18 protein-coding genes, 1 other RNA gene and 1 pseudogene are annotated in these 23,747 nt (G+C 71.0%); 12 read left to right on the plus strand and 8 right to left on the minus strand.

Translation table 11 applies throughout. The annotated features are described in order from the left end of the window. Positions 1-149 precede the first annotated feature (149 nt). The gene (locus OG828_RS30080; RefSeq protein ID WP_328363549.1) at positions 150-788 is read left to right on the plus strand and encodes a TetR/AcrR family transcriptional regulator; all 639 of its coding nucleotides are present in this window, start codon (positions 150-152) and stop codon (positions 786-788) included. Between the two features lie 13 nt (positions 789-801). Here OG828_RS30080 and galE read toward each other — a convergent pair whose 3' ends face one another. Together galE and OG828_RS30090 are read right to left on the minus strand one after the other, a co-directional pair. Beyond that, a complete protein-coding gene (gene galE, locus OG828_RS30085) occupies positions 802-1,782 on the minus strand; it encodes a UDP-glucose 4-epimerase GalE (protein WP_328502887.1) in 981 nt (326 codons plus the stop codon). 93 nt (positions 1,783-1,875) lie between these two features. Next, positions 1,876-2,340, minus strand: a complete 465-nt coding sequence (locus OG828_RS30090) for a MarR family winged helix-turn-helix transcriptional regulator (RefSeq protein WP_328440326.1) — start codon at positions 2,338-2,340, stop codon at positions 1,876-1,878. Positions 2,341-2,463: 123 nt separating this feature from the next. Here OG828_RS30090 and OG828_RS30095 point away from each other — a divergent pair, with 123 nt between their 5' ends. Further along, positions 2,464-2,877, plus strand: a complete 414-nt coding sequence (locus tag OG828_RS30095) for an organic hydroperoxide resistance protein (protein ID WP_328502888.1) — start codon at positions 2,464-2,466, stop codon at positions 2,875-2,877. 500 nt (positions 2,878-3,377) lie between these two features. Here the strand turns inward: OG828_RS30095 and OG828_RS49625 are convergent. The 5 genes and pseudogenes from OG828_RS49625 to OG828_RS30120 all read right to left on the minus strand — a co-directional run. Next, positions 3,378-3,548 (minus strand): annotated as a pseudogene (locus OG828_RS49625) (glycosyltransferase family 2 protein); the annotation flags it as partial. Between the two features lie 190 nt (positions 3,549-3,738). Beyond that, positions 3,739-4,647: a carbohydrate ABC transporter permease gene (locus tag OG828_RS30105; protein WP_328363562.1), complete on the minus strand. Its 909-nt coding sequence runs from the start codon at positions 4,645-4,647 to the stop codon at positions 3,739-3,741. Beyond that, on the minus strand, positions 4,644-5,987 hold the full coding sequence (locus OG828_RS30110; RefSeq protein WP_328363565.1) for a carbohydrate ABC transporter permease: 1,344 nt from the start codon (positions 5,985-5,987) through the stop codon (positions 4,644-4,646). Before OG828_RS30110 ends, OG828_RS30105 begins: the two co-directional genes overlap by 4 nt. A gap of 4 nt (positions 5,988-5,991) precedes the next feature. Continuing rightward, positions 5,992-7,368, minus strand: coding sequence for an ABC transporter substrate-binding protein (locus OG828_RS30115; RefSeq protein WP_328502889.1), 1,377 nt, complete (start codon positions 7,366-7,368; stop codon positions 5,992-5,994). Positions 7,369-7,613: 245 nt separating this feature from the next. Continuing rightward, entirely contained in the window at positions 7,614-11,933 is a 4,320-nt protein-coding gene (locus OG828_RS30120; protein WP_328504961.1) for an FHA domain-containing protein, read from the minus strand. A gap of 392 nt (positions 11,934-12,325) precedes the next feature. Here OG828_RS30120 and OG828_RS30125 point away from each other — a divergent pair, with 392 nt between their 5' ends. The 4 genes from OG828_RS30125 (at position 12,326) to OG828_RS30140 (ending at position 17,984) form a co-directional block, all read left to right on the plus strand. Continuing rightward, positions 12,326-14,011 carry a serine/threonine-protein kinase gene (locus OG828_RS30125; protein ID WP_328502890.1) on the plus strand — a complete coding sequence of 562 codons (1,686 nt, stop codon included), beginning with the start codon at positions 12,326-12,328 and terminating at the stop codon, positions 14,009-14,011. A 135-nt stretch (positions 14,012-14,146) separates the two neighbouring features. Next, positions 14,147-15,403 (plus strand): serine/threonine-protein kinase, encoded by a 1,257-nt coding sequence (locus tag OG828_RS30130; protein WP_328502891.1) that lies wholly within the window; start codon positions 14,147-14,149, stop codon positions 15,401-15,403. 579 nt (positions 15,404-15,982) lie between these two features. Continuing rightward, positions 15,983-17,089 (plus strand): peptide chain release factor 2, encoded by a 1,107-nt coding sequence (prfB, locus tag OG828_RS30135; RefSeq protein ID WP_328363577.1) that lies wholly within the window; start codon positions 15,983-15,985, stop codon positions 17,087-17,089. Between the two features lie 289 nt (positions 17,090-17,378). Beyond that, entirely contained in the window at positions 17,379-17,984 is a 606-nt protein-coding gene (locus tag OG828_RS30140; RefSeq protein ID WP_328363580.1) for an LPXTG cell wall anchor domain-containing protein, read from the plus strand. Positions 17,985-18,101: 117 nt separating this feature from the next. Here the strand turns inward: OG828_RS30140 and OG828_RS30145 are convergent, their stop codons facing one another. Then, positions 18,102-18,293 (minus strand): hypothetical protein, encoded by a 192-nt coding sequence (locus tag OG828_RS30145; RefSeq protein WP_210580151.1) that lies wholly within the window; start codon positions 18,291-18,293, stop codon positions 18,102-18,104. 293 nt (positions 18,294-18,586) lie between these two features. On the opposite strand from OG828_RS30145, the gene ftsE reads away from it, so the two are divergent. From ftsE to OG828_RS30175, 6 genes are all read left to right on the plus strand, one after another. Next, positions 18,587-19,276, plus strand: coding sequence for a cell division ATP-binding protein FtsE (gene ftsE, locus OG828_RS30150; protein WP_004000799.1), 690 nt, complete (start codon positions 18,587-18,589; stop codon positions 19,274-19,276). 39 nt (positions 19,277-19,315) lie between these two features. Beyond that, complete coding sequence (ftsX, locus tag OG828_RS30155; RefSeq protein ID WP_328363584.1) at positions 19,316-20,233, plus strand: permease-like cell division protein FtsX; 918 nt, start codon at positions 19,316-19,318, stop codon at positions 20,231-20,233. 67 nt (positions 20,234-20,300) lie between these two features. After that, positions 20,301-21,470 carry a S41 family peptidase gene (locus OG828_RS30160; protein WP_328502892.1) on the plus strand — a complete coding sequence of 390 codons (1,170 nt, stop codon included), beginning with the start codon at positions 20,301-20,303 and terminating at the stop codon, positions 21,468-21,470. Positions 21,471-21,528: 58 nt separating this feature from the next. Next, the gene (smpB, locus tag OG828_RS30165; protein WP_328372295.1) at positions 21,529-22,074 is read left to right on the plus strand and encodes an SsrA-binding protein SmpB; all 546 of its coding nucleotides are present in this window, start codon (positions 21,529-21,531) and stop codon (positions 22,072-22,074) included. Positions 22,075-22,166: 92 nt separating this feature from the next. Further along, positions 22,167-22,554, plus strand: a transfer-messenger RNA (tmRNA) gene (gene ssrA, locus OG828_RS30170). A 195-nt stretch (positions 22,555-22,749) separates the two neighbouring features. Then, positions 22,750-23,733: an extracellular catalytic domain type 1 short-chain-length polyhydroxyalkanoate depolymerase gene (locus tag OG828_RS30175; protein WP_328502893.1), complete on the plus strand. Its 984-nt coding sequence runs from the start codon at positions 22,750-22,752 to the stop codon at positions 23,731-23,733. Positions 23,734-23,747 lie beyond the last annotated feature (14 nt).

Here is a 23,747-nt window from a genome sequence, read left to right on the forward strand (position 1 = left end):
CACGTCCGGTCCTTGATCCCCTGGCGTTTCCTTACGTGTTTCTTCACGTTCTCTTACGTCGGGACGGGACCGTATCGTCGCAACGCGAGAGTATTCCGATTTAACGTCGGAACGCAACCGTCTCGTCGTAACGTCCTATGCTGGTGCGCATGACGACGAACGCCGACGAGCCAAGGGCCCAGGTGGCCGAACGCCGGCGCCGCAGGCCCCCGGCCGGTGCGGCCGTACTCCGGGCGGATGTGACGGAGGCGATCCGGGGCGCCGTCTTCGAGGAACTCGCGGCCGTCGGCTACGCGCGGATGTCCATCGAGGGCATCGCACGCCGCGCGGGCGTCGGCAAGACGGCGGTCTACCGCCGCTGGCGCTCCAAGCTGCACCTGGTCCTCGACCTGGTCTCCGCCATCGCCGTCCAGGGCCTGCCCGCCCCGGACACCGGCTCCCTGGAGAGCGACCTGCGCCTCCTGTACGAGGTGACGTCCCGGGCGCTGAGGCATCCCGTCGCCTCACAGATCATCCCCGACCTCCAGGCCGAGGCCGCCCGCAACCCCGAGATCGCCGAGGCCATGCAGAAGGCCGTGCGCGAGGGGCAGGACGGGGTGGCGAGCGGGATCGTGGCGGCGGCTCAGCGGCGGGGTGAGGTGCGGGAGGGCATCGACCAGGACCTGGCGCTGGATCTCATCTCCGGGCCGCTGTACTGGCGCTCGGTGGTGATCCGCAGCCCGAAGCTGCCGAAGGGGTACCTGGAGGCGCTGACTCGGGCTACGGCGGCGGGGCTGAAGGCGCTCTGAGTGATCGGCGGCCTTACCTCCGAGCCGCCCCCGGGTGCAGTCGTACCCACCCCTCCCACGCCGACGTCACCATGTCGTGGACGTCGTGCTTCGCCTTCCAGCCCAGTTCTGTGGTGATGTGGTCGGCGGAGGCGACGACGCGGGCGGGGTCGCCGGGGCGGCGGGGGGTGACGGTGGGGGGGAGGTTGTAGCCGGTGGCGGCGTTGATCAGGTCGATCATCTCGCGGACGGAGACGCCTTCGCCGCGGCCGATGTTGAGGGTGAGGTCGCGGCCGGGGGAGGACTGGAGGGCGCGGGCTGTGGCGACGTGGGCCTCGGCCAGGTCCATCACGTGGATGTAGTCACGGATGCAGGTGCCGTCCGGGGTGGGATAGTCGTCGCCGAAGATGCGCGGGTGTGCGTTCTCCGTGAGGCGCTCGAAGACCATGGGGACGATGTTGAAGACGCCGGTGTCCGCCAGCTCGGGGGTGGCCGCGCCCGCCACGTTGAAGTAGCGGAGGGAGGCGGTGGCGAGGCCCGTCGCCTTGCCTGTCGCGCGGACCAGCCATTCGCCGGCCAGCTTCGTCTCGCCGTACGGCGACATCGGCACGCACGGCGTCTCCTCCGTCACCAGCTCCACATCGGGCATGCCGTACACCGCGGCGGAGGAGGAGAAGACGAAGGAGGGGACCTCCGCCTGTGTCACGGCCTCCAGCAGGACGCGCAGGCCCTCGACGTTCTCCCGGTAGTACTCCAGCGGCCGGGACACCGACTCGCCCACCTGCTTCTTCGCCGCCAGGTGCACGACACCGGTGATGGCGTGGTCGGTGAGCGCGCGGGTCACGCGGTCGCCGTCGAGGGTCGAGCCGACCACCAGGGGGATGCCGTCCGGGACGCGCTCGGCGATGCCGGTGGACAGGTCGTCGTACACGACCGTCCGCTCGCCCGCCTCGGTCATGGCGCGTACGACGTGCGCCCCGATGTAACCGGCGCCGCCGGTGATCAGCCAGGTCATGTGCGGCCGTCCCCTCGTCAGTTGGCCCGTGTGCTTGGTGCTGCTGGTCGGTCACAGTGAAGTCAAAGTGAATCAGGCACAGTGAAGCAGGCGTCAGTCACTCGCCTGCTCCACCGCCCTGTCCAACTCCGTGGTGAGGCGGTCCAGACGTTCCCGCAGCTCACGGATCTCGTCGAGCTCGAAGCCGGTCGCGGCGCCGATCCGGCGCGGCACCTCCAGGGCCCGCTCGCGCAGCGCCGTGCCGTCCTCGGTGAGCCGGACCTCCACCGACCGCTCGTCGCGCGCGCTGCGCTCCCGGCGTACCAGGCCGGCCGTCTCCAGCCGCTTGAGCAGCGGGGAGAGCGTGCCGGAGTCGAGGCGGAGGTGTTCGCCCAGCTTCTTGACGGGCAGGTCGCCGTGCTCCCACAGCACCAGCATCACGAGGTACTGCGGGTAGGTGAGGCCGAGGTCCTTGAGGAGGACGCGGTAGAGGCCGCCGAAGGCGCGCGACGCGGCGTTCAGGGAGAAGCAGATCTGCTGGTCGAGGCGGAGCCAGTCCGCGGTGGGCGTGGTGGTCATGTATCCAGGGTAGCGCTTGTCCGTCATTTAGTTGTGCACAATTGAATTGTGTGCTCTACTTGGGGACGTCGAGAGGCGGCCGCACAGGACCGCCGACCGTGACTTGAGAGGGATGGATTTTCCATGGACGCGCTCTACACCGCTGTCGCCACCGCCACCCACGGCCGTGACGGCCGCGCTGTCTCCTCCGACGGCAAGATCGACCTCAAGCTCGCCCCGCCGGTGGAGCTGGGCGGCAACGGCGAGGGCACCAACCCGGAGCAGCTGTTCGCCGCCGGTTACGCCGCCTGCTTCGGCAGCGCCCTCGGCCTCGTCGGCCGCCAGGCGAAGGTCGACGTCAGCGACGCCGCCGTCACCGCCGAGGTCGGCATAGGCAAGCAGGGCGAGGGCTTCGGCCTGAAGGTCACCCTCCGCGTCGAGCTGCCCGACGGCCTGGACGAGGCGACCGGCCGCAAGCTCATCGAGACCGCCCACCAGGTCTGCCCGTACTCCAACGCCACTCGCGGCAACATCGACGTCGACCTCGTCGTCGAGTAATCCAGCACGCGCCGAACGTTCCCGCCGGGGGCCGAGCGTCAACTCGTCGCTCGGCCCGGCCGTCCCGCCGGACGCCAGGTGTGCGGCCTGGTGGGAGTAGGCCGTGAGGGGCTGGAGGGCAAGGGAACTCCCTGATGTGAGGGCGGTGTTCAGAAGCGCTCGACTGACCGAAAGGGGTCAGTGGGGCGCAGCTGGATGCGGTGGTGGAGCCGGAGCGCGACGGCTCGCGCCGATCTGATCAGGCGGACCGACTGCCGGGCTGCCCTGCGGCACATCGCCGAGGTGAGGCGGAGCGTGCCGTAGGTGCGATGCAGGCCCAGGCGGAGCAGTGCGTGCCGGGCATGGGAGCGCGGCGGGACCTGGGTGCCGAGCGGGCGGTAACGGCGGTAGTACGCACGGGACTTGCCCAGGAACTCGGTGCGGGCGGCGCGCGGGAGGCGGTCGCGCCTGGTGTGCACCGCCAGCAGGTGGTCGACCACCAGCACGTCCGGGGCGAGGGTGGCGTTGCGGGTCGCGAACTCGTCGGCGAGCGCGCCGCAGGCGTCCGGCGAGCAATCGTCCACGGCGATCAGTTCCAGATCCGGACATGACTGGGAGAGCACCGACTCCAGGCACGCGGGGAGATACGCCTGAACCCGGTGCGCGGGGACGATGACGCTGAACCTGGGCACGGCACATCCATGGGTCGGCGCGGGCGGTCGGCCCGGGAACGGCCGGTGGAGTGGCTTGGTTACGTCGGGTACGGCATTCGGGGGACGAGCCGAGCCCGGGCAGGTGAAGGGGCGAGCCGGTTGCCGGCTCGCCCCGGTCGTACGCCTTCAATCAGGCTTCGGTCAGGCTTCAAGCAGGCCGTCGTACGCGCTACTTCACCGCGCCCGCCATCACCCCGGACACGAACTGCCGCTGGAACGCGAAGAACACGACCAGCGGGATCACCATGGAGATGAACGCGCCCGGCGCCAGGATGTCGACGTTGTCGGCGAACGCGCGCATCTGCGTCTGCAGGGCGACCGTGATCGGCTGGCTGTCGGTGTCGGAGAACACCAGCGCGATCAGCATGTCGTTCCACACCCACAGGAACTGGAAGATACCCAGGCTCGCGATCGCGGGCCCGCCCAGCGGCAGTACGACCCGGGCGAACAGGCGCAGTTCACCCGCCCCGTCCAGCCGGGCCGCCTCCAGCAGTTCCTTCGGGATCTCCGCGAAGAAGTTCCGCAGCAGGAACACCGCGAAGGGCAGGCCGAAGCCCGTGTGGAAGAGGACCACGCCCATGACGTTGCCGAACAGGCCGATCTTGCCGAAGAGTTCGGCGACCGGGATCAGCGCCACCTGCACCGGCACCACCAGCAGGCCGACCACGCCGAGGAACCACCAGTCGCGGCCCGGGAACTCCATCCACGCGAACGCGTAGCCCGCGAGCGCGCCGATGACGACGACGAGGAGCGTCGCCGGGACCGTGATCAACAGGGTGTTGACGAGCGACTCGGTGATGTCGTCGTTCTGCAGGAGCTTGTCGTAGCTCTCGAAGGTGAGCTGGGACGGTTTGCTGAAGACGTCCCACCAGCCGCTGATCGTCATCTCTTCCGGAGGACGCAGCGAGGACAGGAGCAGACCGATCGTCGGGACCAGCCAGAACAGGCCGACGACGATCAGGAAGACCCGGACCGCGCCGCCGCTGACACCTTCCGCGAGGCGTGAGCCGAGGGACTGCTTCGCCTTGACCGGAGTGACCGGTTCGGGCTTGGTGAGCCTGTCGGCATGCGTGGTCATCGCCGCACCTCCCGCCTGAGCCTGCGGATGTTGAACCACATCACCGGGATGACCAGCAGGAGCAGGAACACCGAGATCGCGCTCGCGATGCCCGGCTGGTCCTCGGAGAAGCCCTTGCGGTACAGCTCCAGCGCCAGGACGTTCGCGTCGTCCTGTGCGGAGCCCGGGGCGATGATGAAGACCAGGTCGAAGATCTTCAGGACGTTGATCATCAGGGTGACGATGACGACCGCGAGGACCGGCGCCAGCAGGGGGACCGTGACCCTGCGGAACACCTGCCACTCACTCGCGCCGTCGACGCGGGCCGCCTCCAGCAGCTCGCGCGGGATGCCCGCGAGCCCGGCCGCGATCAGCACCATCGCGAAACCGGCCCACATCCAGATGTACGCCCCGATGATCGACGGCGTGACCAGCGACGGGCCGAGCCAGTCCAGGCCGTTGTACGGCTCCTTGAAGTTGCTCGCCGGGAGGCGGAGCTGGGCGCCGTCGGCCTTTTCCGACAGGGAGAACGTGCCGTCGTCGCCGGCCCTCGCCGTCTCCACGACCTTGCCGTCCTTGACCGCCTCGATCTTCATGCCGGGGTAGCCGAGTTCGGTCGCGTCGGGTGCGCCGAGCGTGCCGACGCCCTTGCCGCGGGTGAAGTCCTGCCAGGTCGTGCCGGTGATCCTGCCCGGGTCGGCCTGCGGAGCGACGGCCCGCTTGGCGTTGCCGGGCATCTGGTCGGGGGCGACGCCCACGAGGGGCAGCGTGACCGTGTCCCCGGTGTGGACCGTCGCCTTGGTGATGAAGGCGCCGCCGCCCTGTGCCACGAGGGGCGACTCACGGCCCGGGTGGGCCTTCGGGAACGCCGACGACTCGGCGAACGTGTCGTGGACGCCCACCCACACCGCGTTCGCGACGCCCTTCTCCGGGTCCTGGTCGTAGACGAGGCGGAAGATGATGCCGGCCGCCAGCATCGAGATCGCCATCGGCATGAAGACGACCAGCTTGAACGCCGTGCCCCAGCTCACCCGTTCGGTCAGCACCGCGAAGATCAGACCGAGCGCGGTGGCGACCGTCGGCGCGAACACCACCCAGATGACGTTGTTCTTCAGGGCGGTGCGGATGCCGTCGTCGGTGAACAGGAACTCGTAGTTGTCGAAGCCGGTGAACGAGCCCGACTGGTCGTAGAAACTGCGGACGACCGAGTACCCGATCGGGTAGACCACGAGCGCGCCCAGCAGCACGAGAGCGGGCAGCAGGAACAGCGCTGCCACGGTCTTGCGGGTGCCGGTCACGCTCTTGCGCGACTTGGGTGCGGCAGGGGTCGGAGGGACCCCTGCCGCCGTGGCCGACGTCATCGCGTCAGCCTCCGTAGGCGGCCGCCGCGTCCGCCTCCAGCTTCGCCTGCGCGCCCGCTACGTCCTTCGGATTGGTCAGGAAGTCCTGCAGCGCCTTCCACTCGCCCTTGCCGGGCGTGCCGCCGAAGGCCTGCGGGGCCTGGTCGGACATGTCGAAGCGGAACTCGTCGCCCGAGTCGATGAGCGCCTTGGCGATCTTCTGCTGCACCGGGTTCGGATACGCCGAGTTGTCCACGTTCTTGTTCGGCGAGAGATAGCCGCCCAGCTTCGCCTGGATCGTCGCCGCGTCCGGGGAGGCCAGGAAGGTGGCCAGCGCCTGCGCCGCCTTGGAGTCCTTGAGGATCACCGCCGCGTCGCCGCCGGAGACCACGGGTGGGCTGTCGCCCACGGCCGGGAAGGGGAACACCTTCGCGTCCGTGCCGACCTTCGCGCCCGCGGTGCCGATGTTGACCTGCGCGAAGTCGCCCTCGTAGACCATGCCCGCCTTGGGCTGGTCACCGCCGGTGAAGGTCTGCGTCACCGAGGCCGGGAAGTCCGTCTGCAGCGCGCCCTTCGCACCGCCGGCGACATAGTCCTTCTTGCCCCAGACCTGGGCCAGCGTGGTCAGGGCGTCTTTCACGGACGGGTCCGTCCACTTGATCTCGTGCTGCGCGAGCTGGTCGTACTTCTCCGGGCCCGCCTGGGAGAGGTAGATGTTCTCGAACCAGTCGGTGAGGGTCCAGCCCTCGGCGCCGCCGACGGAGAACGGGGTGACACCGGAGTCGTAGATGGTCTGGGCGGTGGTGAGCAACTCGTCCCAGGTCTTCGGTTCCGTGGCCCCCGCGTTCTCGAAGACCTGCGTGTTGTACCAGATCAGGGACTTGTTGGCGGCCTTGTAGTAGACGCCGTACTGCTCGCCGCCGACCTTGCCGATGTCCTGCCAGCCCTGCGAGTAGTTCTTGGCCAGCTCGGCCTTGGCCTCGGCGCCCAGCGGCTTGGCCCACTTCTTGTCCACGGCCTGCTTGATCGCGCCGGGCTGCGGGAGCAGCGCGATGTCCGGCGGCTGGCCGCCCGCGATCTTCGAGCCCAGGAAGTTGACGATCGGGTCCTGCGCGGGCACGAAGGAGACCTTGGCGCCGGTGCGCTTCTCGAACTCCGCGAGAACCTTCTTGAAGTTGTCCTGCTCCGCGCCGCTCCAGACGGCGGCGACCTCGAGGCTTTCGCCGTTCAGCTTGGGGAGGGTCACGGTGGTGCCCGTCTCCTTGCCGCCGCCGGCCTGCTCGTTTCCGTTGTCGTCGTCTCCACCGCAGGCGGTGAGCGTGAGTGCGAGTGCTCCCGCGAGGACGGTGGCTGCGGTTTTCACGGCCGTGTGTTTCCGGATGGTGCTGTGCGTGCTGCGCATGACTGCCCCGTTCTTCGTTCCTCGTCGAACGTCCGAACGCTGTCCCGTGCGGTCTGGTCTACGCCGGGTGGTGGGGGTCGGCAAGAGTGCGTTCGGTGTCAAGTGGGTGATCGTGACCGCGTCGTGACCAAGAGTGGTGGTGGGGACGGTTGATTGACGGGTGCGGGTCGGTGGGGGCTGGTCGCGCAGTTCCCCGCGCCCCTTGGGTTGGACCAGTCACCCCTCGTCAATTTGCGCCCTACCCCCTACAACAGCGACGGCACCGCCACCGCCGATACCTCCCGGGCTGCCCGTTCCAGCGCGCTTGCCAGGAGCGCCAGGTCCGTCGGGCCGTTTCCCAGCTCCCGTACGGGGCGCCGGGTCGGAGGGTCGCCCATGCGTTCCCACTCCAGGGGTATGACGGTCGGCCGCAGGGTTGCCGTACGGGGGATGCGGCCCGTGACCCGTCCGCCCTGGAAGGGCGTCACCCGGCCGTCGTCGCAGGTCAACCGCCCGCGCCCCGGTGCCGGCTCGTCCGGTCCCGGCGCCGGTGGGTCCAGGGTGACCCGCAGAGTCGCCCGTTGTGCCGGTTCCGTCTGGGCCGTACGGCCGCCGATACCCGCCGCAGCGACCAGGTGCACGCCCAGCCGCTCGCCCTCACGGGCCACGGCCTCCAGTGCCCGCATCACGGACCCGGCGGCGGGCCGGCCGGGTGAACCGAGCGCGGGCGACACCAGGGCGTCCAGGTCGTCGACGACCACGACGAGCCGCGGCAACGGCGATATCGCCTCCGCCCGCTGACGCGCCGCCCCCGGCCGCAACCGCAGCGTCGAACTGGACGGCGCGTCGAGATCCCCGGCACCGGCTACGCCCGCTCCCGCACCCGCTCCTGCCGAGCGCTGGGCGACCATACGGCCGGACACCTCCCGCCCCCTGTGCCACTCGGCGAAGTCAGCCCGCCCCAGCAGCTCGGCCCGCCGCTTGAGCTCGGCACTCAGCGACTGCGCGAACTCCCGCATGCGGACTGGGTCGTTGGCGGCGAGATGGGTGGTCACATGCGGTACGTCCGTACAGACGCGCAAGCCCTCGCCGTGGCCGTTGCCCGCGCTCACGCTGTCCCGGCCGTCGATCAACACGACGCTCAGCCGGTCCGGCCGCTCGGCGGCGGCCAGCGACGCGACCACGGCCCGCAGCAGCTCCGTACGCCCGCTGCCGTGCGGCCCCTCGATCAGCAGATGCGGCCCATCGGCGACCAGGTCCGCGCACACCGGCCCGCGCGGCCCGGCCCCGAGCACGGCAAGCGCCCGCCCGCCGAGCGCCTCCGCGTCGTCGGCCGCGTCCGCCCACCGCGCCATCAGAGACGCCGGAGTGGCCCGGGCCAGCCCCAACTCGTCCAGCAATCGGGCCACTTGGGGCAACGGCGCCGACACCCTGCCCTGCCGCTCACCCCCGGCACCGTCCGTCCTGAGCGGCGCCAGTGCCCGCGCGAACCGCTCCGCCCAGGCGAGCGAGACGGCGTCCACCGCGGCGACCGTGCCGTGTCCGACGGGGCCGGGCCGCGTGGCGCCCGCCCCCGCGACCCGCAACAGCCGCAGCGCCGTTGCCACATCACCGCTGAGCAGCGCCACGGCCCCGCACTCCCGGAACGCCGGGGACGCCGCGCATGCCGCCTCGTACGTCTCCGTCACCGGCGACGCGGGCGAGGCAGGCGCGGTCTCGGCCAGGCAGACCACATGAATGCCGACCCGCGGCCCCTCCGACGCCAGCCGCGCCACCGCCTCCCGCACATCGGCGCCACCGGGGTCCCCGTCCACGATGACCACGGTGTACGGCCCCGGGAATCCGCCCTTGTCGGGTACGGCTTCGTCGGCGGCCGCGGCCCAGGAGGGCCGGTGGACTGCGCCGCGGATCGGCTCCTCGGTGGCGTGGTCGGGGTGGGCCGCGGGGGTGTCGTAGGAGGCTTTGAGGGTGGGGTTGTCAGGGTGCGTCGGGCCGGTGCCGGAGGTGGACGTGCCCGGCAGAGTGACCGTGGCGGTTCCCTCTGCGGTCGGGGGCGTCGGCCCGCCTGTTGTCCGTGCGGAGGTAAGGCCGTGGGCCGTGGCCCCCGGGCCGCTGCGCAGCTCCGCCAGGTGGTCCTCCATGCGGCGGAGGAGTTCGTCTACGCGGGCGGTGGCCTGTTCGCGGTCGTAGGCGAGGAGGAGTCGGCAGTCTTGCCCGTGGCCCGGGCGGAGGTGGGGGAGCCAGCCGAGCCAGGACCACTCGGCGGTGCGCTCCGGCAGCGGGCGGGAGCGGTCCGCGCTGATCAGGACGACTTCCAGAGTGGAGGGGGAGTGCAGCGCGGTGAGCTGGGCCACGACCGCGCGGGCCAGCCCGGCGAGCCGCGCGCGCGGGCCGGCCAGCCCCAGCGCCCCGACCTCACGCAGATCGGTGGTCACGGGTACGGCGGGCAGCAGGCCGGAGCCGTCGGGTGCCGCCCGGTCTGCCGTGCCCAGCCGGACGGTGAGCGCCTCCGGGTGACCCGGGCCGCGCTCCCACAGCCGAGGGCCGGGGCCCAGCGCCGTCAGCAGCAGGGCCGCCGGGTCCGGCCAGGTCTCCGGCAGCTGGGGGACGGGCACCAGGGGCTCCGCCGCCACACCGGCTACGTCCGCGTCGTACGCCTCGCGCCCGGCCGCCGCCCCCTGCTCGGTGCGACCCCCGGCCAACCGCCGCGCCCACGCCGTCAGCCCTCCGCGCTTCCGCACGCCCTGCGGCACATCGGTCCCCCGGAGGGGAGTCCCTTTCCGCCGGCTCCTCCCGTCGGCAGGGTGGGCCGACGCCTCCGCATCAGAGGCCCGGTCACCGAGCCTGCCGTGCACCGCTCCACCGCCGCCCCGCCCAACGCCGTCGGCCTCCGTACGGGGATCAGGGCCGCCGAGTGAGCGCCCTGCCGTCGCGCCGGAGCCCGCGTCGCTGTGCCGGCCGCCAGTCGTCGTACCGAAATCCGGGCTGCCCGCGGAGCGCCCCGCCGCACCGGAGTGGGAGCCGCCGAACGTGTCGTCGCCCGCGGCCGCACCGGGAGCGGTACCGCCAAGGGTGCTCTCGCCCCCCGCACCGGAACCGCGGTCCGGGTACGCCCCGTGAGTTGCGGTGCCGGGGACCCCGTCGGCGGGTCCGCCACCGGCTGCCGTACGGAAGGCGCCGCTGTCGCGCCCGCTCCCAGCCGCCGCACCGGGGTCCATGTCGCCGAGCCTGCCCGCGGCCCTCGCACCAGGGCCCCGGTCCGGTTGCGTCCCGTGAGTTGCGGTGCCGGGGACCCCGTCGGCGGGTCCGCCACCGGCTGCCGTACGGAAGGCGCCGCTGTCGCGCCCGCTCCCAGCCGCCGCACCGGGGTCCATGTCGCCGAGCCTGCCCGCGGCCCTCGCGCCAGGGCCCCGGTCCGGTTGCGTCCCGTGAGTTGCGGTGCCGGGGACCCCGTCGGCGGGTCCGCCTCTGGCTGCCGTACGGAAGGAGCCGCTGTCGCGCCCGCCACCGACCGCCGCACCGTATGTGTCATCGTCGCGCCCGCTGCTCCCGGCCGCCGCATCGTAAGCGCCACCCCCGCGGCCACCGCCCCCCGCCGCACCGTGAGCGCCACCCCCGCCCCCACTGCCCCCCGCCGCCCCGAAGCCGCCACCGTCCGCCGACGCCCCGCCGGACGTCACGCCCGGTCCGGCCACCCCGAACCGGCCGCCATGGGTGTCGCCCCCACCCTCGCGCCCCCGCCCCCGCGAAGCCGAGCCGCCTGCCGTGTTCGCGTCCGTGGCCGTCGCCGTCCTCCGGCGCTCGATGTGCGGTGCCCCGCCCTGCTCCGGTACCACCGCTGCTTCACCTGGGCTCTGCCGGCTCTGCCCCTGTGCCGCCCATGCCCCCGTCCCGTACGAGTGAGACGTGGCCCCTGCCGCGCGCGGGTCCTCGGTGTCATCGGCGGGCACCCGGACGTGGCCTTCCCCGTCGGGTGCCGTCGGGAGGCGGGGGCCGGGGCCGCCGGCCGGGGCGAGGCGGAGGGCGGACTCGCCGATGCGGAGGAGGGCGCCCGGGGTGAAGCGGACCGGGCGGGTGGTCACGGGCGCGCCGTCCAGCGTCGTGCCGTTGGTGGAGCCGAGGTCGGCGACCGTGACCCGGCCGTCGGCGGCGACGGTGACCGCGCAGTGGAGGCGGGAGACGTCCGGGTCGTCCAGGGCGACGTCGGCGTCGGCGGAGCGGCCGATGTGGATCTGGCCGCCGTGAAGGAGGTGGACGCCGCCCGCGTCCGGGCCCGCGACGATGTCCAGGCGGGTCGGGGCGTCGTCGACCTCGGGGTGCGGTTCGGGCTCGGCCGGGGCGCCCAGGGACAGCACGGCGCCGTCGATCAGCGGGGGCTCGCCCAGCGTGGAGCGCCGGTCGTCGAGCCGCTCCGCGCCGGCGAACAGCACGGCCGGGCCGTCGCTGCCGGAGACCGCGGAGGCGAGCGCCGACGCGACCGCGGACAGAGCCGTGCCCGCGGGGGCCGTGATCAGTACGTCGCAGCTCGCGGCACGGCCGGGCGCGGGCGCCCCCAGGGGGTCTACGACGGTCAGCCGGATCTGCATCGCCGTCAGCGGTCCCTTCTGCACGGGCGCGGCGCGGGCTTCCCCACCCCACACGAGCACGTCGGCCAGTACTGGAAGCATCCTCGCACCCGCCACTGACAACGCGCCCCCCGCCGGGTGCCAAGTGATCTTGATTGGTCGGCTCTGCCCGCAAAAGTGCCTGACCAATACCCCACCGTTGATCGTTCGGTAGCGGATTGAGATCGGTCACGTCCGGGTCCGGCAACCGGCGGACCGGGTCGAGCGTCTTTCCTTCGAACAAGTTCGGGAAGGCGTACGTAAACGGAACGGAAAGCGGAACTGAGCGAGCACAGGAAGACGGCAGCCCGGTGCCGGGCGCGGCGGCACTACAGTGGGTCGGAAACGCAGGCAAGCAGCAGGGAGCACATGACGTGCGGCCGGTAGGCAGCAAGTACCTGCTCGAGGAGCCGCTCGGACGCGGCGCCACGGGCACCGTCTGGCGAGCCCGTCAGCGGGAGACCGCGGGCGCCGAGGCGGCCGTGGCAGGCCAGCCCGGCGAGACCGTCGCGATCAAGGTCCTCAAGGAAGAGCTCGCAAGCGATCCCGACATCGTGATGCGCTTCCTGAGAGAGCGGTCCGTCCTGCTCCGGCTCACCCACCCGAACATCGTCCGGGTCCGTGACCTGGTCGTCGAGGGCGATCTGCTGGCCCTGGTCATGGATCTGATCGACGGCCCCGACCTCCATCGCTACCTGCGCGAGAGCGGCCCCCTCACCCCCGTCGGCGCCTCCCTGCTCACCGCGCAGATCGCCGACGCGCTCGCCGCCAGCCACGCCGACGGCGTCGTCCACCGCGACCTGAAGCCGGCCAACGTCCTGCTCGCCCAGCAGGGCGGCCAGATGCACCCGATGCTGACCGACTTCGGCATCGCGCGCCTCGCCGACTCCCCGGGCCTGACCCGCACCCAGGAGTTCGTCGGCACGCCCGCGTATGTCGCGCCCGAGTCCGCCGAGGGCCGCCCGCAGACCTCCGCCGTCGACATCTACGGCGCCGGAATCCTGCTGTACGAGCTGGTCACCGGCCGTCCGCCGTTCGCCGGCAGCTCGGCGCTCGAAGTCCTGCACCAGCATCTGAGCGCCGAACCGCGCCGCCCCTCCACCGTCCCCGACGCGCTGTGGACGGTCATCGAGCGCTGTATGCGCAAGAACCCGGACCAGCGGCCCAGCGCCGAGAACCTCGCCCGCGGCCTGCGTGTCGTCGCCGAGGGCATCGGGGTGCACGCGAACTCCGCGCAGATCGCCGCCGCCGAGAACGTCGGTGCGCTCCTCGCCCCCGACCCGGCGCCCGCGACCGTACCCGGATCGGGTATCCCAGGTTCCGCCGATCCCACGCAGGTGCTGCCGCACGGGAACTACGACCCGAACGCCGCGACCAGCGTCATGCCGCACACCAGCGGCCCGGCCGGCGCCGCTGACCCCACCGCCGTACTGCCGAACCGCGGCGCGGCGGATCCGACCGCCGTCATGCCGCCGGTGCCGCAGGGGCAGCCGGGGCAGCAGCCCGGGCGGCCCGACGACCCGCACCCCTGGCAGAACCAGATGCGGGCGGCCCGCGACCGCAACGAGCAGACGCAGGTCCAGCACCTCGACCCCAACCAGGACCCCCTGCGCCGCCGGCCCCAGCGGCAGGTCGCCCGGCCGCAGCAGCCACCGCCGCAGCCTCAGCAGCAGCAGCAGCCGTCGCGCCGACAGCAGCGGCGGCAGCAGCAGCCGCAGCAGGGTTACGGCTATCCGCCGCAGCAACAGCCGCAGCAGTACGCCCCTCAGCAGCCTCAGCGGTACGCGCCGCCCCAGCAGCCGCAGCAGCCCCAGCGCGAGCCCCGGCAGCCGCGGCAGCGCAGCGCCAACCGGATGAGGATCCCCGGTCTCGGCTGTCTGAAGGGGTGCCTGTTCTCGATCGTCATCCTGTTCGTCGCGGGGTGGCTGGTCTGGGAGCTGAGCCCCTTGCAGGAGTGGATCGGCACGGGCAAGAGCTACTGGGACCAGATCGGCGACATGTTCAGCACGGTCTCCGGGTGGGTCGAGGACCTGGGCGGCGGGAGTTCCGGCACCAACTGACGTCGCCTTCGCGGTGTTCGTGGCGACGGGGTTGGTGATTTGTCGACACCTGGCGGGTGATTTCCGCCTCCGCGGTGAAGGTTGGCTCGTCGGACGCGTAGTTTTAGCGACTAACACGCGTCCGTAGGAGCAGCCTTGGCACGGAAGATCGGCAGCCGGTACACCGCCCACCAGATCCTGGGGCGGGGCAGCGCCGGCACGGTGTGGCTGGGCGAGGGGCCGGAAGGGCCCGTCGCCATCAAGCTGCTGCGCGAGGACCTCGCGTCCGACCAGGAGCTCGTCGGACGCTTCGTGCAGGAGCGCACGGCACTGCTCGGCCTCGAGCACCCGAACGTCGTGTCCGTGCGCGACCTGGTGGTCGACGGAAACGATCTCGCGCTGGTCATGGATCTCGTACGAGGCACCGATCTGCGCACCCGGCTGGACCGCGACCGGCGGCTGGCCCCCGAGGCCGCCGTCGCGATCGTCGCGGACGTCGCGGACGGGCTGGCGGCCGCGCATGCCGCCGGGGTCGTGCACCGGGACGTCAAGCCGGAGAACGTGCTGCTCGACATGCAGGGCCCGCTCGGGCCCGGGAGTTCGCACCGGGCGCTGCTGACCGACTTCGGTGTGGCGAAACTCATCGACTCGCCGCGGCGGACCCGGGCGACGAAGATCATCGGTACGCCGGACTATCTCGCGCCGGAGATCGTCGAGGGGCTGCCGCCGCGGGCGTCGGTCGACATCTACGCGCTGGCGACCGTGCTGTACGAGTTGCTGGCCGGCTTCACGCCCTTCGGTGGCGGGCATCCCGGGGCGGTGCTGCGCCGCCATGTCACGGAGACGGTGGTCCCTCTTCCCGGCATCCCCGACGAACTGTGGCAGTTGCTCGTCCAGTGCCTCGCCAAGGCGCCGGCCTCGCGGCTGCGGGCCTCCGAGATGGGGGCGCGGCTGCGGGAGCTGTTGCCTCTGATGGCCGGGATGCCGCCGCTGGATGTGGACGAGCCGGATGCGGACGCCCAGGCGGCGGAGGAAGCGGAGGAGGCCGTCGGGACGGGGGCGTCGGCCGCCGAGCGGGGGGAGCGGGTGCGGCGGCGGGGGGCGGTGCCGCTGGTGCCGGGGGCGAAGCCGGCCGACTCCAATCGGGACACGCATACGTCGATGAGGGTGCCGGGGCCGGATGAGCTGGCCGGGGGTGCGCGGGGGACGGCGCGGGTGCCGCGGGCGGCGGGGGCGCCTCGGCCGGGGTCCGCGCGGCATCGGGCTGTCACTCGGCGGCGGAGGGTGGCGGTGGGGGTGGCTGCGGTGGTGTTGGTGGTGGCTGCGGGGGTGGGGGCGTGGCTGGCGACGTCGGGGGACGATGCGGACGCGACTCCCCAGGACACGAACAACTCGGCGCCGGCCACGCCCTGAGTGTTCTTCGCCCCCGCCGCCCCTACCCGTCCCATCCTGAAGGGGCTCCGCCCCTTCGACCCCGCCAGGGGGCTGCGCCCCCTGCACCCCCCGCGGGGCTCCGCCCCTGCACCCCACCGGGGCTTCGCCCCTGGACCCCGGCGGGGCTTCGCCCGTGGACCCCGGCGGGGCTTCGCCCGTGGACCCCGGCGGGGCTTCGCCCGTGGACCCCGGCGGGGCTTCGCCCGTGGACCCCGGCGGGGCTTCGCCCGTGGACCCCGGCGGGGCTTCGCCCGTGGACCCCGGCGGGGCTTCGCCCGTGGACCCCAGCGGGGCTTCGCCCTTGCACCCCACCGGGGCTTCGCCCCTGGACCCCGGCGGGGCTTCGCCCCTGGACCCCGGCGGGGGTTCGCCCGTGGACCCCGGCGGGGCTGCGCCCTTGCGCCCCACCGGGGCTTCGCCCCGCACCCCATCGGCCTGCGGCCTCGTGCTCAAACGCCGGACGGGCTGAATTGTGCTTACCGGGGTGCCAACGCTGGGGCACGGATAAGTGGCGGTGACCCGGCGTTCCTCGGTTGGCGGAGCCGTTACGCTGGGGGTGTGGCAGTCGTCGATGTATCCGAAGAGCTCAAGTCCCTCTCCTCGACCATGGAGTCGATCGAGGCCGTTCTGGACCTCGACAAGCTGAGGGCAGACATCGCCGTGCTCGAGGAGCAGGCGGCCGCGCCGTCCCTGTGGGACAACCCGGACGAGGCGCAGAAGATCACCAGCAAGCTCTCCCACCTTCAGGCGGAGGTGAGGAAGGCCGAGGCCCTCCGCGGTCGCATTGACGACCTCGCCGTTCTCTTCGAGATGGCCGAGGAGGAGGACGACCCGGACACCCGCGCCGAGGCCGACGCCGAGCTCATCGCCGTCAAGAAGGCCCTCGACGAGATGGAAGTGCGGACGCTCCTCAGCGGCGAGTACGACTCCCGGGAAGCGCTCGTCAACATCCGCGCCGAGGCCGGTGGCGTCGACGCCGCCGACTTCGCCGAGAAGCTCCAGCGGATGTACCTGCGGTGGGCCGAGCAGCACGGCTACAAGACCGAGGTGTACGAGACGTCGTACGCCGAAGAGGCCGGCATCAAGTCGACCACCTTCGCCGTGCAGTCGCCGTACGCCTACGGGACCCTCTCCGTCGAGCAGGGCACGCACCGGCTGGTGCGGATCTCGCCCTACGACAACCAGGGGCGCCGGCAGACCTCCTTCGCGGGCGTGGAGATCCTCCCCGTGGTCGAGCAGACCGACCACATCGAGATCGACGAGTCCGAGCTGCGCGTGGACGTGTACCGGTCGTCCGGGCCCGGTGGTCAGGGTGTCAACACCACTGACTCCGCGGTGCGGCTCACCCACCTCCCCACCGGCATCGTCGTCTCCTGTCAGAACGAGCGGTCGCAGATCCAGAACAAGGCGAGCGCCATGAACGTGCTCCAGGCCAAGCTGCTGGAGCGGCGCCGCCAGGAGGAACAGGCCGCGATGGACGCGCTCAAGGGCGACGGCGGCAACTCCTGGGGCAACCAGATGCGTTCGTACGTCCTGCACCCGTACCAGATGGTCAAGGACCTGCGCACCGAGTTCGAAGTCGGCAACCCCGAGGCCGTGTTCAACGGCGAGATCGACGGGTTCCTCGAGGCCGGAATTCGCTGGCGCAAGCAGCAAGAGAAGTAACTTTGTCGACAAGGCAACTGCCGCCACCTCGGCGGCAGTTGCCTTTTGCGTGCCTGCATGTCCAGGTTTTACATCACACTCACAGACTCCAACCCATCGCATAGTCGCCGCAATTGGACATCGCGTATGTAAACGGCCTTGACGTTGCTTTGAAAAATGGGAAGGGTAAAGCGTGGCATGCGTATCTCCGGGGCGCATGTGAACCGGGGGGCCGTGAGTTCAGCTATCCCGTCGATCACAGCCCCGAGCGCCGCCTCAATGACGATCAGCTACTGGGGGTAGCAACCAGATGACCAACAAGACGCGCATCCGCGTCGCGCGCCTCGCAGCCGCGACCGTGATCGCCGCCGGTGCTTCGCTGACCGCTGCGGGCGCCGCTTCGGCTGCGGAGGAGCCCGGGGACGACTGCATCCTCGGCATCCTGTGTGGCGACGAGTCTCCCTCGCCGGAGCCGGAGCCGACGGTCCCGACGGGCCTGCCGACCGATGCGCCCACCGGCCTTCCGACGGACCTTCCTCCGGAGCCGACCCTGGAGCCGAGCGAGCCGCCGGAGGAGCCCGAGCCCACCGAGCCGCCGGCCTCCGACGACCCGTCCGACCCGGGTAACGGCAACGGAAATGGCAACGGGAACGGGAACGCCGGCGGTGGCGGCAACAACGCCGACCCCGACGGTGGCTCCTCGGCGCAGCAGGAGGGCTCGTCCTCCCTCACCGACACCGGCTCTGAGGCCGCCGCGACCGACACCAATGCCCAGGGCAACGGTGACGAGCTCGCCGAGACCGGTGCCGCTCAGACCACGTTCCTGCTGATCGGTGCCGCGACGATGATCGCCGGTGGCATCGGCTTCCGCGTTCTGCCGCGCCTCATGGGCGGCCGTGGCGGTGCGGCTGCCTGACGGTAGCCGCAGTCATACGGAACGTATGCGCTGTGAGTGATGAAGGGCCCGGAGCGGTGTCGCTCCGGGCCCTTCACATGCCTTGTGTGCCTTGTGGGGTGCGGGTCCGAGGCCGCTCTAGGCGGTCTGGTGCGCCAGCAGTGCCACGGCCGCGATCAGTATCGCCAGCAGGGCGATCAGCGTCATCGGGTTGAGCCCCGCGAAGGGGTTCTCCTGCTGCAGTCGCTGGCGGTTCGCCCGGCAGACCGGGCAGCGGCCCTCGTTCACGGGCGCCGCGCAGTTCGCGCACACCAGCCGGTCGTACGTCATGCGCCTCGCCTCCTCGCCAGCGGTTCCACCCCTAGAACGCCCTCGCGTACGAGAACGTTCCCCTCTCCACCATGCCAGGTTCCTCCGGAAGGTGCGCGGGTCGCTCTCAGAGGGGTGGTTGGCCATTATCTCGCGGCTGCGGGTTGGGTGTGGCTTGTCGCGCAGTTCCCCGCGCCCCTTTGGGGCGCTCACAAAACCGCACAAGCCTCGCGCATCCCCTCTCGTGACTGCGCTCATGCTCCCCGTTCGCGTATGGTCACGCTCATCTACCCCCGGCTAACCGTGGTGCATCCGTGATCCGATTCGACAACGTCTCCAAGGTCTACCCCAAGCAGACCCGCCCCGCACTCAGGGATGTGTCCCTGGAAGTGGAGAAGGGCGAGTTCGTGTTCCTGGTGGGGTCCTCCGGCTCCGGAAAGTCCACCTTCCTGCGGCTGATCCTCCGCGAGGAGCGGTGCAGCCACGGTCAGGTGCACGTCCTGGGCAAGGACCTCGCGCGCCTCTCCAACTGGAAGGTGCCGCAGATGCGCCGCCAGTTGGGGACGGTGTTCCAGGACTTCCGCCTCCTGCCGAACAAGACGGTCGCCGAGAACGTGGCCTTCGCGCAGGAAGTGATCGGCAAGTCCCGCGGTGAGATCCGCAAGTCCGTGCCGCAGGTGCTCGACCTGGTCGGGCTTGGCGGCAAAGAGGACCGGATGCCCGGTGAGCTGTCCGGTGGTGAGCAGCAGCGCGTGGCGATCGCGCGGGCCTTCGTCAACCGGCCCAAGCTGCTGATCGCGGACGAGCCCACCGGCAACCTCGACCCGCAGACCTCCGTCGGCATCATGAAGCTGCTCGACCGGATCAACCGGACCGGCACGACCGTGGTGATGGCGACGCACGACCAGAACATCGTGGACCAGATGCGCAAGCGCGTCATCGAGCTGGAGAAGGGCCGCCTCGTCCGCGACCAGGCACGCGGCGTCTACGGCTACCAGCACTGACCCGCTCCCCCGTCCACGGAAAGGCCTGAAAGAGACGCCATGCGCGCCCAGTTCGTTCTGTCCGAGATCGGTGTCGGTCTCCGCCGCAATCTGACGATGACCTTCGCTGTCATCGTCTCCGTCGCCCTGTCCCTCGCCCTGTTCGGCGGGTCGCTGCTGATGAGCGATCAGGTCAACACGATGAAGGGCTACTGGTACGACAAGGTCAACGTCTCGGTCTTCCTCTGCAACAAGAGCGACGCCGAGTCCGACCCCAACTGCGCCAAGGGCGCGGTCACCAAGGACCAGAAGGACCAGATCCTCGGCGATCTGAAGAAGATGTCCGTGGTCGACACGGTCACCTACGAGTCGCAGGACGCGGCGTACAAGCACTACAAGGAGCAGTTCGGCGACTCCCCGCTGGCCAGCTCGCTCACGCCGGACCAGATGCAGGAGTCGTACCGGATCAAGCTGAAGGACCCGGAGAAGTACCAGGTCATCGCGACCGCCTTCGACGGGCGGGACGGCGTGCAGTCCGTGCAGGACCAGAAGGGGATCCTGGACAACCTCTTCGGACTGCTCAACGGCATGAACTGGGCGGCGCGGGCCGTGATGGCGCTGATGCTGGTCGTGGCGCTGATGCTGATCGTCAACACCGTGCGCGTCTCGGCGTTCAGCCGGCGCCGCGAGACCGGCATCATGCGGCTCGTCGGCGCCTCCGGCTTCTACATCCAGGCGCCGTTCATCATGGAGGCCGCCGTCGCCGGGCTGATCGGCGGCGGGGTCGCGTGCGGGTTCCTGGTGGTCGCGCGGTACTTCATCATCGACCACGGCTTGGCCCTGTCCGAGAAGCTGAATCTGATCAACTTCATCGGCTGGGACGCCGTCCTGACGAAGCTGCCGCTCATCCTCGCGACGAGCCTGCTGATGCCCGCGTTGGCCGCGTTCTTCGCGCTGCGCAAGTACCTGAAGGTGTGACGCACGCCAAGAGGGCCGTACGGTCAACCGGCCGTGCGGCCCTTCGCGTTGTCCTAGACTCACCGGCATGTCAGGCCGTGACCTGTTCTGTCAGCCCCGCCGCTTCGGCCGCGGGGCCGCCCTGACATTGGTGTTCGCGAGTGTGCTGGTCGCCGGTGCCGCGACCGGCTCCCTGCCCGGACCTGACCGGAAGACCACGCCGGGCACGTCCCGTTCGTCCGCCTCCGCCGCCCGGCCCCAGGAGGTCACCGAGGCCGCCGCAGAGGCGATGGCCGTCGGCAAGTCCCCGATGGAGGCCGCCGAACGCGCGGTGAGCCGCAGCGGCGACCGCTGGGACGCCGTCTACTCGCCGGGCGAGTTCGAGGAGTTCGAGGAGTCCCTCGACGGCGAGTACACCGGCGTCGGGCTGTGGACGCGCGGCGTGCGGGACGGCCGTATCGAGGTGACCAAGGTGAGCGCCGGGTCGCCCGCGGCCACCGCCGGGATCCGCGCCGGGGACCGGCTGCGTTCCGTCGACGGCGCGCGCGTCGAGGGGCGGCCCGTCACCGAGGTGGTCTCCTTACTGCGCGGTGACGCGACCGACGCCGCCGCCGGTACGACCGTCCGGCTCGGCCTGGAACGCGGCACGCACGCGTGGAGCCTCACTCTGCGCCGGGCCCGTCTGTCCACGGACTCGGTCACCGTCCGGAATCTCGCCGACCGGGTCACCGTCATCACCATCGACGCGTTCACCAAGGGCTCGGGCGACGTGGTCCGCGACGCCGTACGGCAGGCCCCCGCCGACACCGGGATCGTCCTCGACCTGCGCGGCAACTCCGGCGGATTCGTCACCGAGGCCGTCACCGCCGCCTCCGCCTTCCTCGACGGCGGCCTCGTCGCCACGTACGACGTCGACGGCACCGAGCACGCCCTGCACGCCGAGGCCGGCGGCGACACCACCAGACCCCTGGTCGCGCTCGTCGACGGCGGCACGATGAGCGCGGCCGAGCTGCTCACCGGCGCCCTGCAGGACCGCGGTCGCGCGGTCGTCGTGGGCTCCCGCACCTTCGGCAAGGGGTCCGTGCAGATGCCGACCCGGCTGCCCGACGGCTCCGTCGCCGAGCTGACCGTCGGGCACTACCGCACGCCGTCCGGCCGCGGCGTCGACGGCAAGGGCATCACGCCCGACCTCGAGGCCGACACCGGGGCGCTGAAGCAGGCGGAGACGGTGCTGAGCGGGCTCGGGGACGCTTCGTAATCGCCTTTCCCTCGGACCCCCTTGTAGTGCGAAAATGGCCAGCACTATGAGCAAGGGAATGTACGTACCCAAGGAGTCCCAGCCCAAGCAGGGCGGCGCTGCCGCCGCGAAGGCCAGGGACGGCGAGAAGGGCGGCAAGCGCAAGATCGTCGCCCAGAACAAGAAGGCCCGCCACGACTACGCGATCATCGACACCTTTGAGGCCGGTCTCGTCCTCATGGGGACCGAGGTCAAGTCGCTGCGTGAGGGGCGGACGTCGCTGACCGACGGCTTCGTCCAGATCGACCAGGGCGAGGCGTGGCTGCACAACGCCCACATCCCCGAGTATCACCAGGGCAGCTGGACCAACCACTCCGCGCGCCGCAAGCGCAAGCTCCTCCTGCACCGTGAGGAGATCGACAAGCTGGAGGCGAAGTCCCAGGAGACGGGTCACACCATCGTGCCCCTCGCCCTGTACTTCAAGGACGGCCGCGCGAAGGCCGAGATCGCCCTCGCTCGAGGCAAGAAGGAGTACGACAAGCGCCAGACCCTGCGGGAGAAGCAGGACCGGCGGGAGTCGGAGCGGGCGATCGCGGCGGCGAAGCGGCGGCAGCGGAGCGCCTGACGGGGCGGGAATACGGTGGCATCGACGTGCGTTGGTCACGTACGATGGGCACAGCCCCGCTGGTAACGGGGCGCACCTTGAAAAATCAACATGGGGATGATCGGTTTCGACAGCGGCTGTCGAAGCAGGGGAAGCGTGTCGAGGAAGCGGCAATGATCTCGTAAACCATATGTCGCAACCAATAATCGCCAATACCAAGAGCGATTCCCGCGCCTTCGCCCTCGCTGCCTAATAAGCAGTGAGTGAAGGCCCATAAAGGGTGTCAGCCCGGGAGTGTTCCCGGCCCGGATCCTGGCATAATCTAGGGAACTAAACCATCGAGCCCGGTCACGGGGTTCGATGGGAAATCAAACAGTGACTGGGCCCGTCGGCGACTTGTTCGCGTGATCGCCGGGGCCGAGAAAATCGCAGCGAACTGCACACGGAGAAGCCCTGATTCTGCACCGTTGGACGCGGGTTCGATTCCCGCCATCTCCACGAAGTCGAAGGCGACGTGTGCCCGCGGACAGCGCGGGCCGCGTCGCCTTCGTCGTTATTGCGCGGCTGCGCCGCGCGAGCGGGGGCTTCGCCACCCGCACCCCCTTCCTCGAGGCCCGGCGGCACATGACGCCGGGCCCTAGTTGTGTTGTCCGGCGACATATCGGCCGGTGGTTCGCGGTTCTACCGTCCCGCTGCATGACACAGACCAGAGCCGCACGTCGTATCACTGTCCTGGCGACCCTGCTGGTCGCCCTTCTCGCCGGTTTGCTGACTCCGGGCAGAGCAGCTGCCGCCTCTCTCCAGGAGGTGACCGGGTTCGGGTCGAATCCGGGTGCGCTGAGGATGTTCCGGTACGTCCCTGACGGGCTGCCCGCCGGGCGGCCGGTCGTCGTCGCGATGCACGGGTGTACGCAGAACGCGTCCGGGTACGGCACCGGCAGCGGGTGGACGCAGCTCGCCGACCGGTGGGGCTTCTCGGTGGTGCTGCCGCAGCAGCAGAGCGCGAACAACGGCTCGTCCTGCTTCAACTGGTTCCAGAGCGGCGACATGGCGCGTGGCCAGGGCGAGACCGCGTCCGTCGCGCAGATGGTCGACCGGCAGCTCGCCGACGCCGGTGGGGACGGTTCGCGGGTGTATGTCACCGGGCTCTCCGCCGGGGGCGCGATGACCGCCGTGATGATGGCGGCGTACCCGGAGAAGTTCAAGGCGGGCGGGATCGTCGCCGGGCTGCCGTACGGCTGCGCGCAGGCCGCCGGGTCGCCGTACGTCTGCATGTACGTCGGCGCCACCCAGACCCCGGACCAGTGGGGCGACCGCGTCCGCGCCGCCCGCCCCGGGTACACCGGACCCTGGCCCACCCTGGTCGCCTTCCAGGGCACCGCCGACTACACCGTGAAGCCCGTCAACATGACCGACCTGGTGAAGCAGTGGGCCGATGTCCACGGGACCGACCAGTCCGCCGACGTCAGCGACACCGTCGCCGGATATCCGCACCAGGTCTTCCGGGACTCGGGCGGGAACACCGCCGTAGAGACCTACAGCATCACCGGCATGGGCCACGGGCAGCCCGTCGACCCCGGCAGCGGGGCCGAGCAGTGCGGGAGTGCCGGGGCGTACATCCTCGACGTCGACCTGTGCGCCGCGTACCGGATGGGGCGGGCCTGGGGGCTCGGTGGCTGAGGCGGTCTGTTGCC

Source organism: Streptomyces sp. NBC_00457 (assembly GCF_036014015.1).
Classification (GTDB): domain Bacteria; phylum Actinomycetota; class Actinomycetes; order Streptomycetales; family Streptomycetaceae; genus Streptomyces.

Excerpts from the sequence above, each read along its gene's own strand:
- OG828_RS30080 (WP_328363549.1), top strand. The coding sequence starts at position 150 with ATGACGACGAACGCCGACGAGCCAAGGGCCCAGGTGGCCGAACGCCGG.
- galE (WP_328502887.1), bottom strand. The coding sequence starts at position 1,782 with ATGACCTGGCTGATCACCGGCGGCGCCGGTTACATCGGGGCGCACGTC.
- OG828_RS30090 (WP_328440326.1), bottom strand. The coding sequence starts at position 2,340 with ATGACCACCACGCCCACCGCGGACTGGCTCCGCCTCGACCAGCAGATC.
- OG828_RS30095 (WP_328502888.1), top strand. The coding sequence starts at position 2,464 with ATGGACGCGCTCTACACCGCTGTCGCCACCGCCACCCACGGCCGTGAC.
- OG828_RS30105 (WP_328363562.1), bottom strand. The coding sequence starts at position 4,647 with ATGACCACGCATGCCGACAGGCTCACCAAGCCCGAACCGGTCACTCCG.
- OG828_RS30110 (WP_328363565.1), bottom strand. The coding sequence starts at position 5,987 with ATGACGTCGGCCACGGCGGCAGGGGTCCCTCCGACCCCTGCCGCACCC.
- OG828_RS30115 (WP_328502889.1), bottom strand. The coding sequence starts at position 7,368 with ATGCGCAGCACGCACAGCACCATCCGGAAACACACGGCCGTGAAAACC.
- OG828_RS30120 (WP_328504961.1), bottom strand. The coding sequence starts at position 11,933 with ATGCAGATCCGGCTGACCGTCGTAGACCCCCTGGGGGCGCCCGCGCCC.
- OG828_RS30140 (WP_328363580.1), top strand. The coding sequence starts at position 17,379 with ATGACCAACAAGACGCGCATCCGCGTCGCGCGCCTCGCAGCCGCGACC.
- OG828_RS30145 (WP_210580151.1), bottom strand. The coding sequence starts at position 18,293 with ATGACGTACGACCGGCTGGTGTGCGCGAACTGCGCGGCGCCCGTGAAC.
- ftsX (WP_328363584.1), top strand. The coding sequence starts at position 19,316 with ATGCGCGCCCAGTTCGTTCTGTCCGAGATCGGTGTCGGTCTCCGCCGC.
- OG828_RS30160 (WP_328502892.1), top strand. The coding sequence starts at position 20,301 with ATGTCAGGCCGTGACCTGTTCTGTCAGCCCCGCCGCTTCGGCCGCGGG.
- smpB (WP_328372295.1), top strand. The coding sequence starts at position 21,529 with ATGTACGTACCCAAGGAGTCCCAGCCCAAGCAGGGCGGCGCTGCCGCC.
- OG828_RS30175 (WP_328502893.1), top strand. The coding sequence starts at position 22,750 with ATGACACAGACCAGAGCCGCACGTCGTATCACTGTCCTGGCGACCCTG.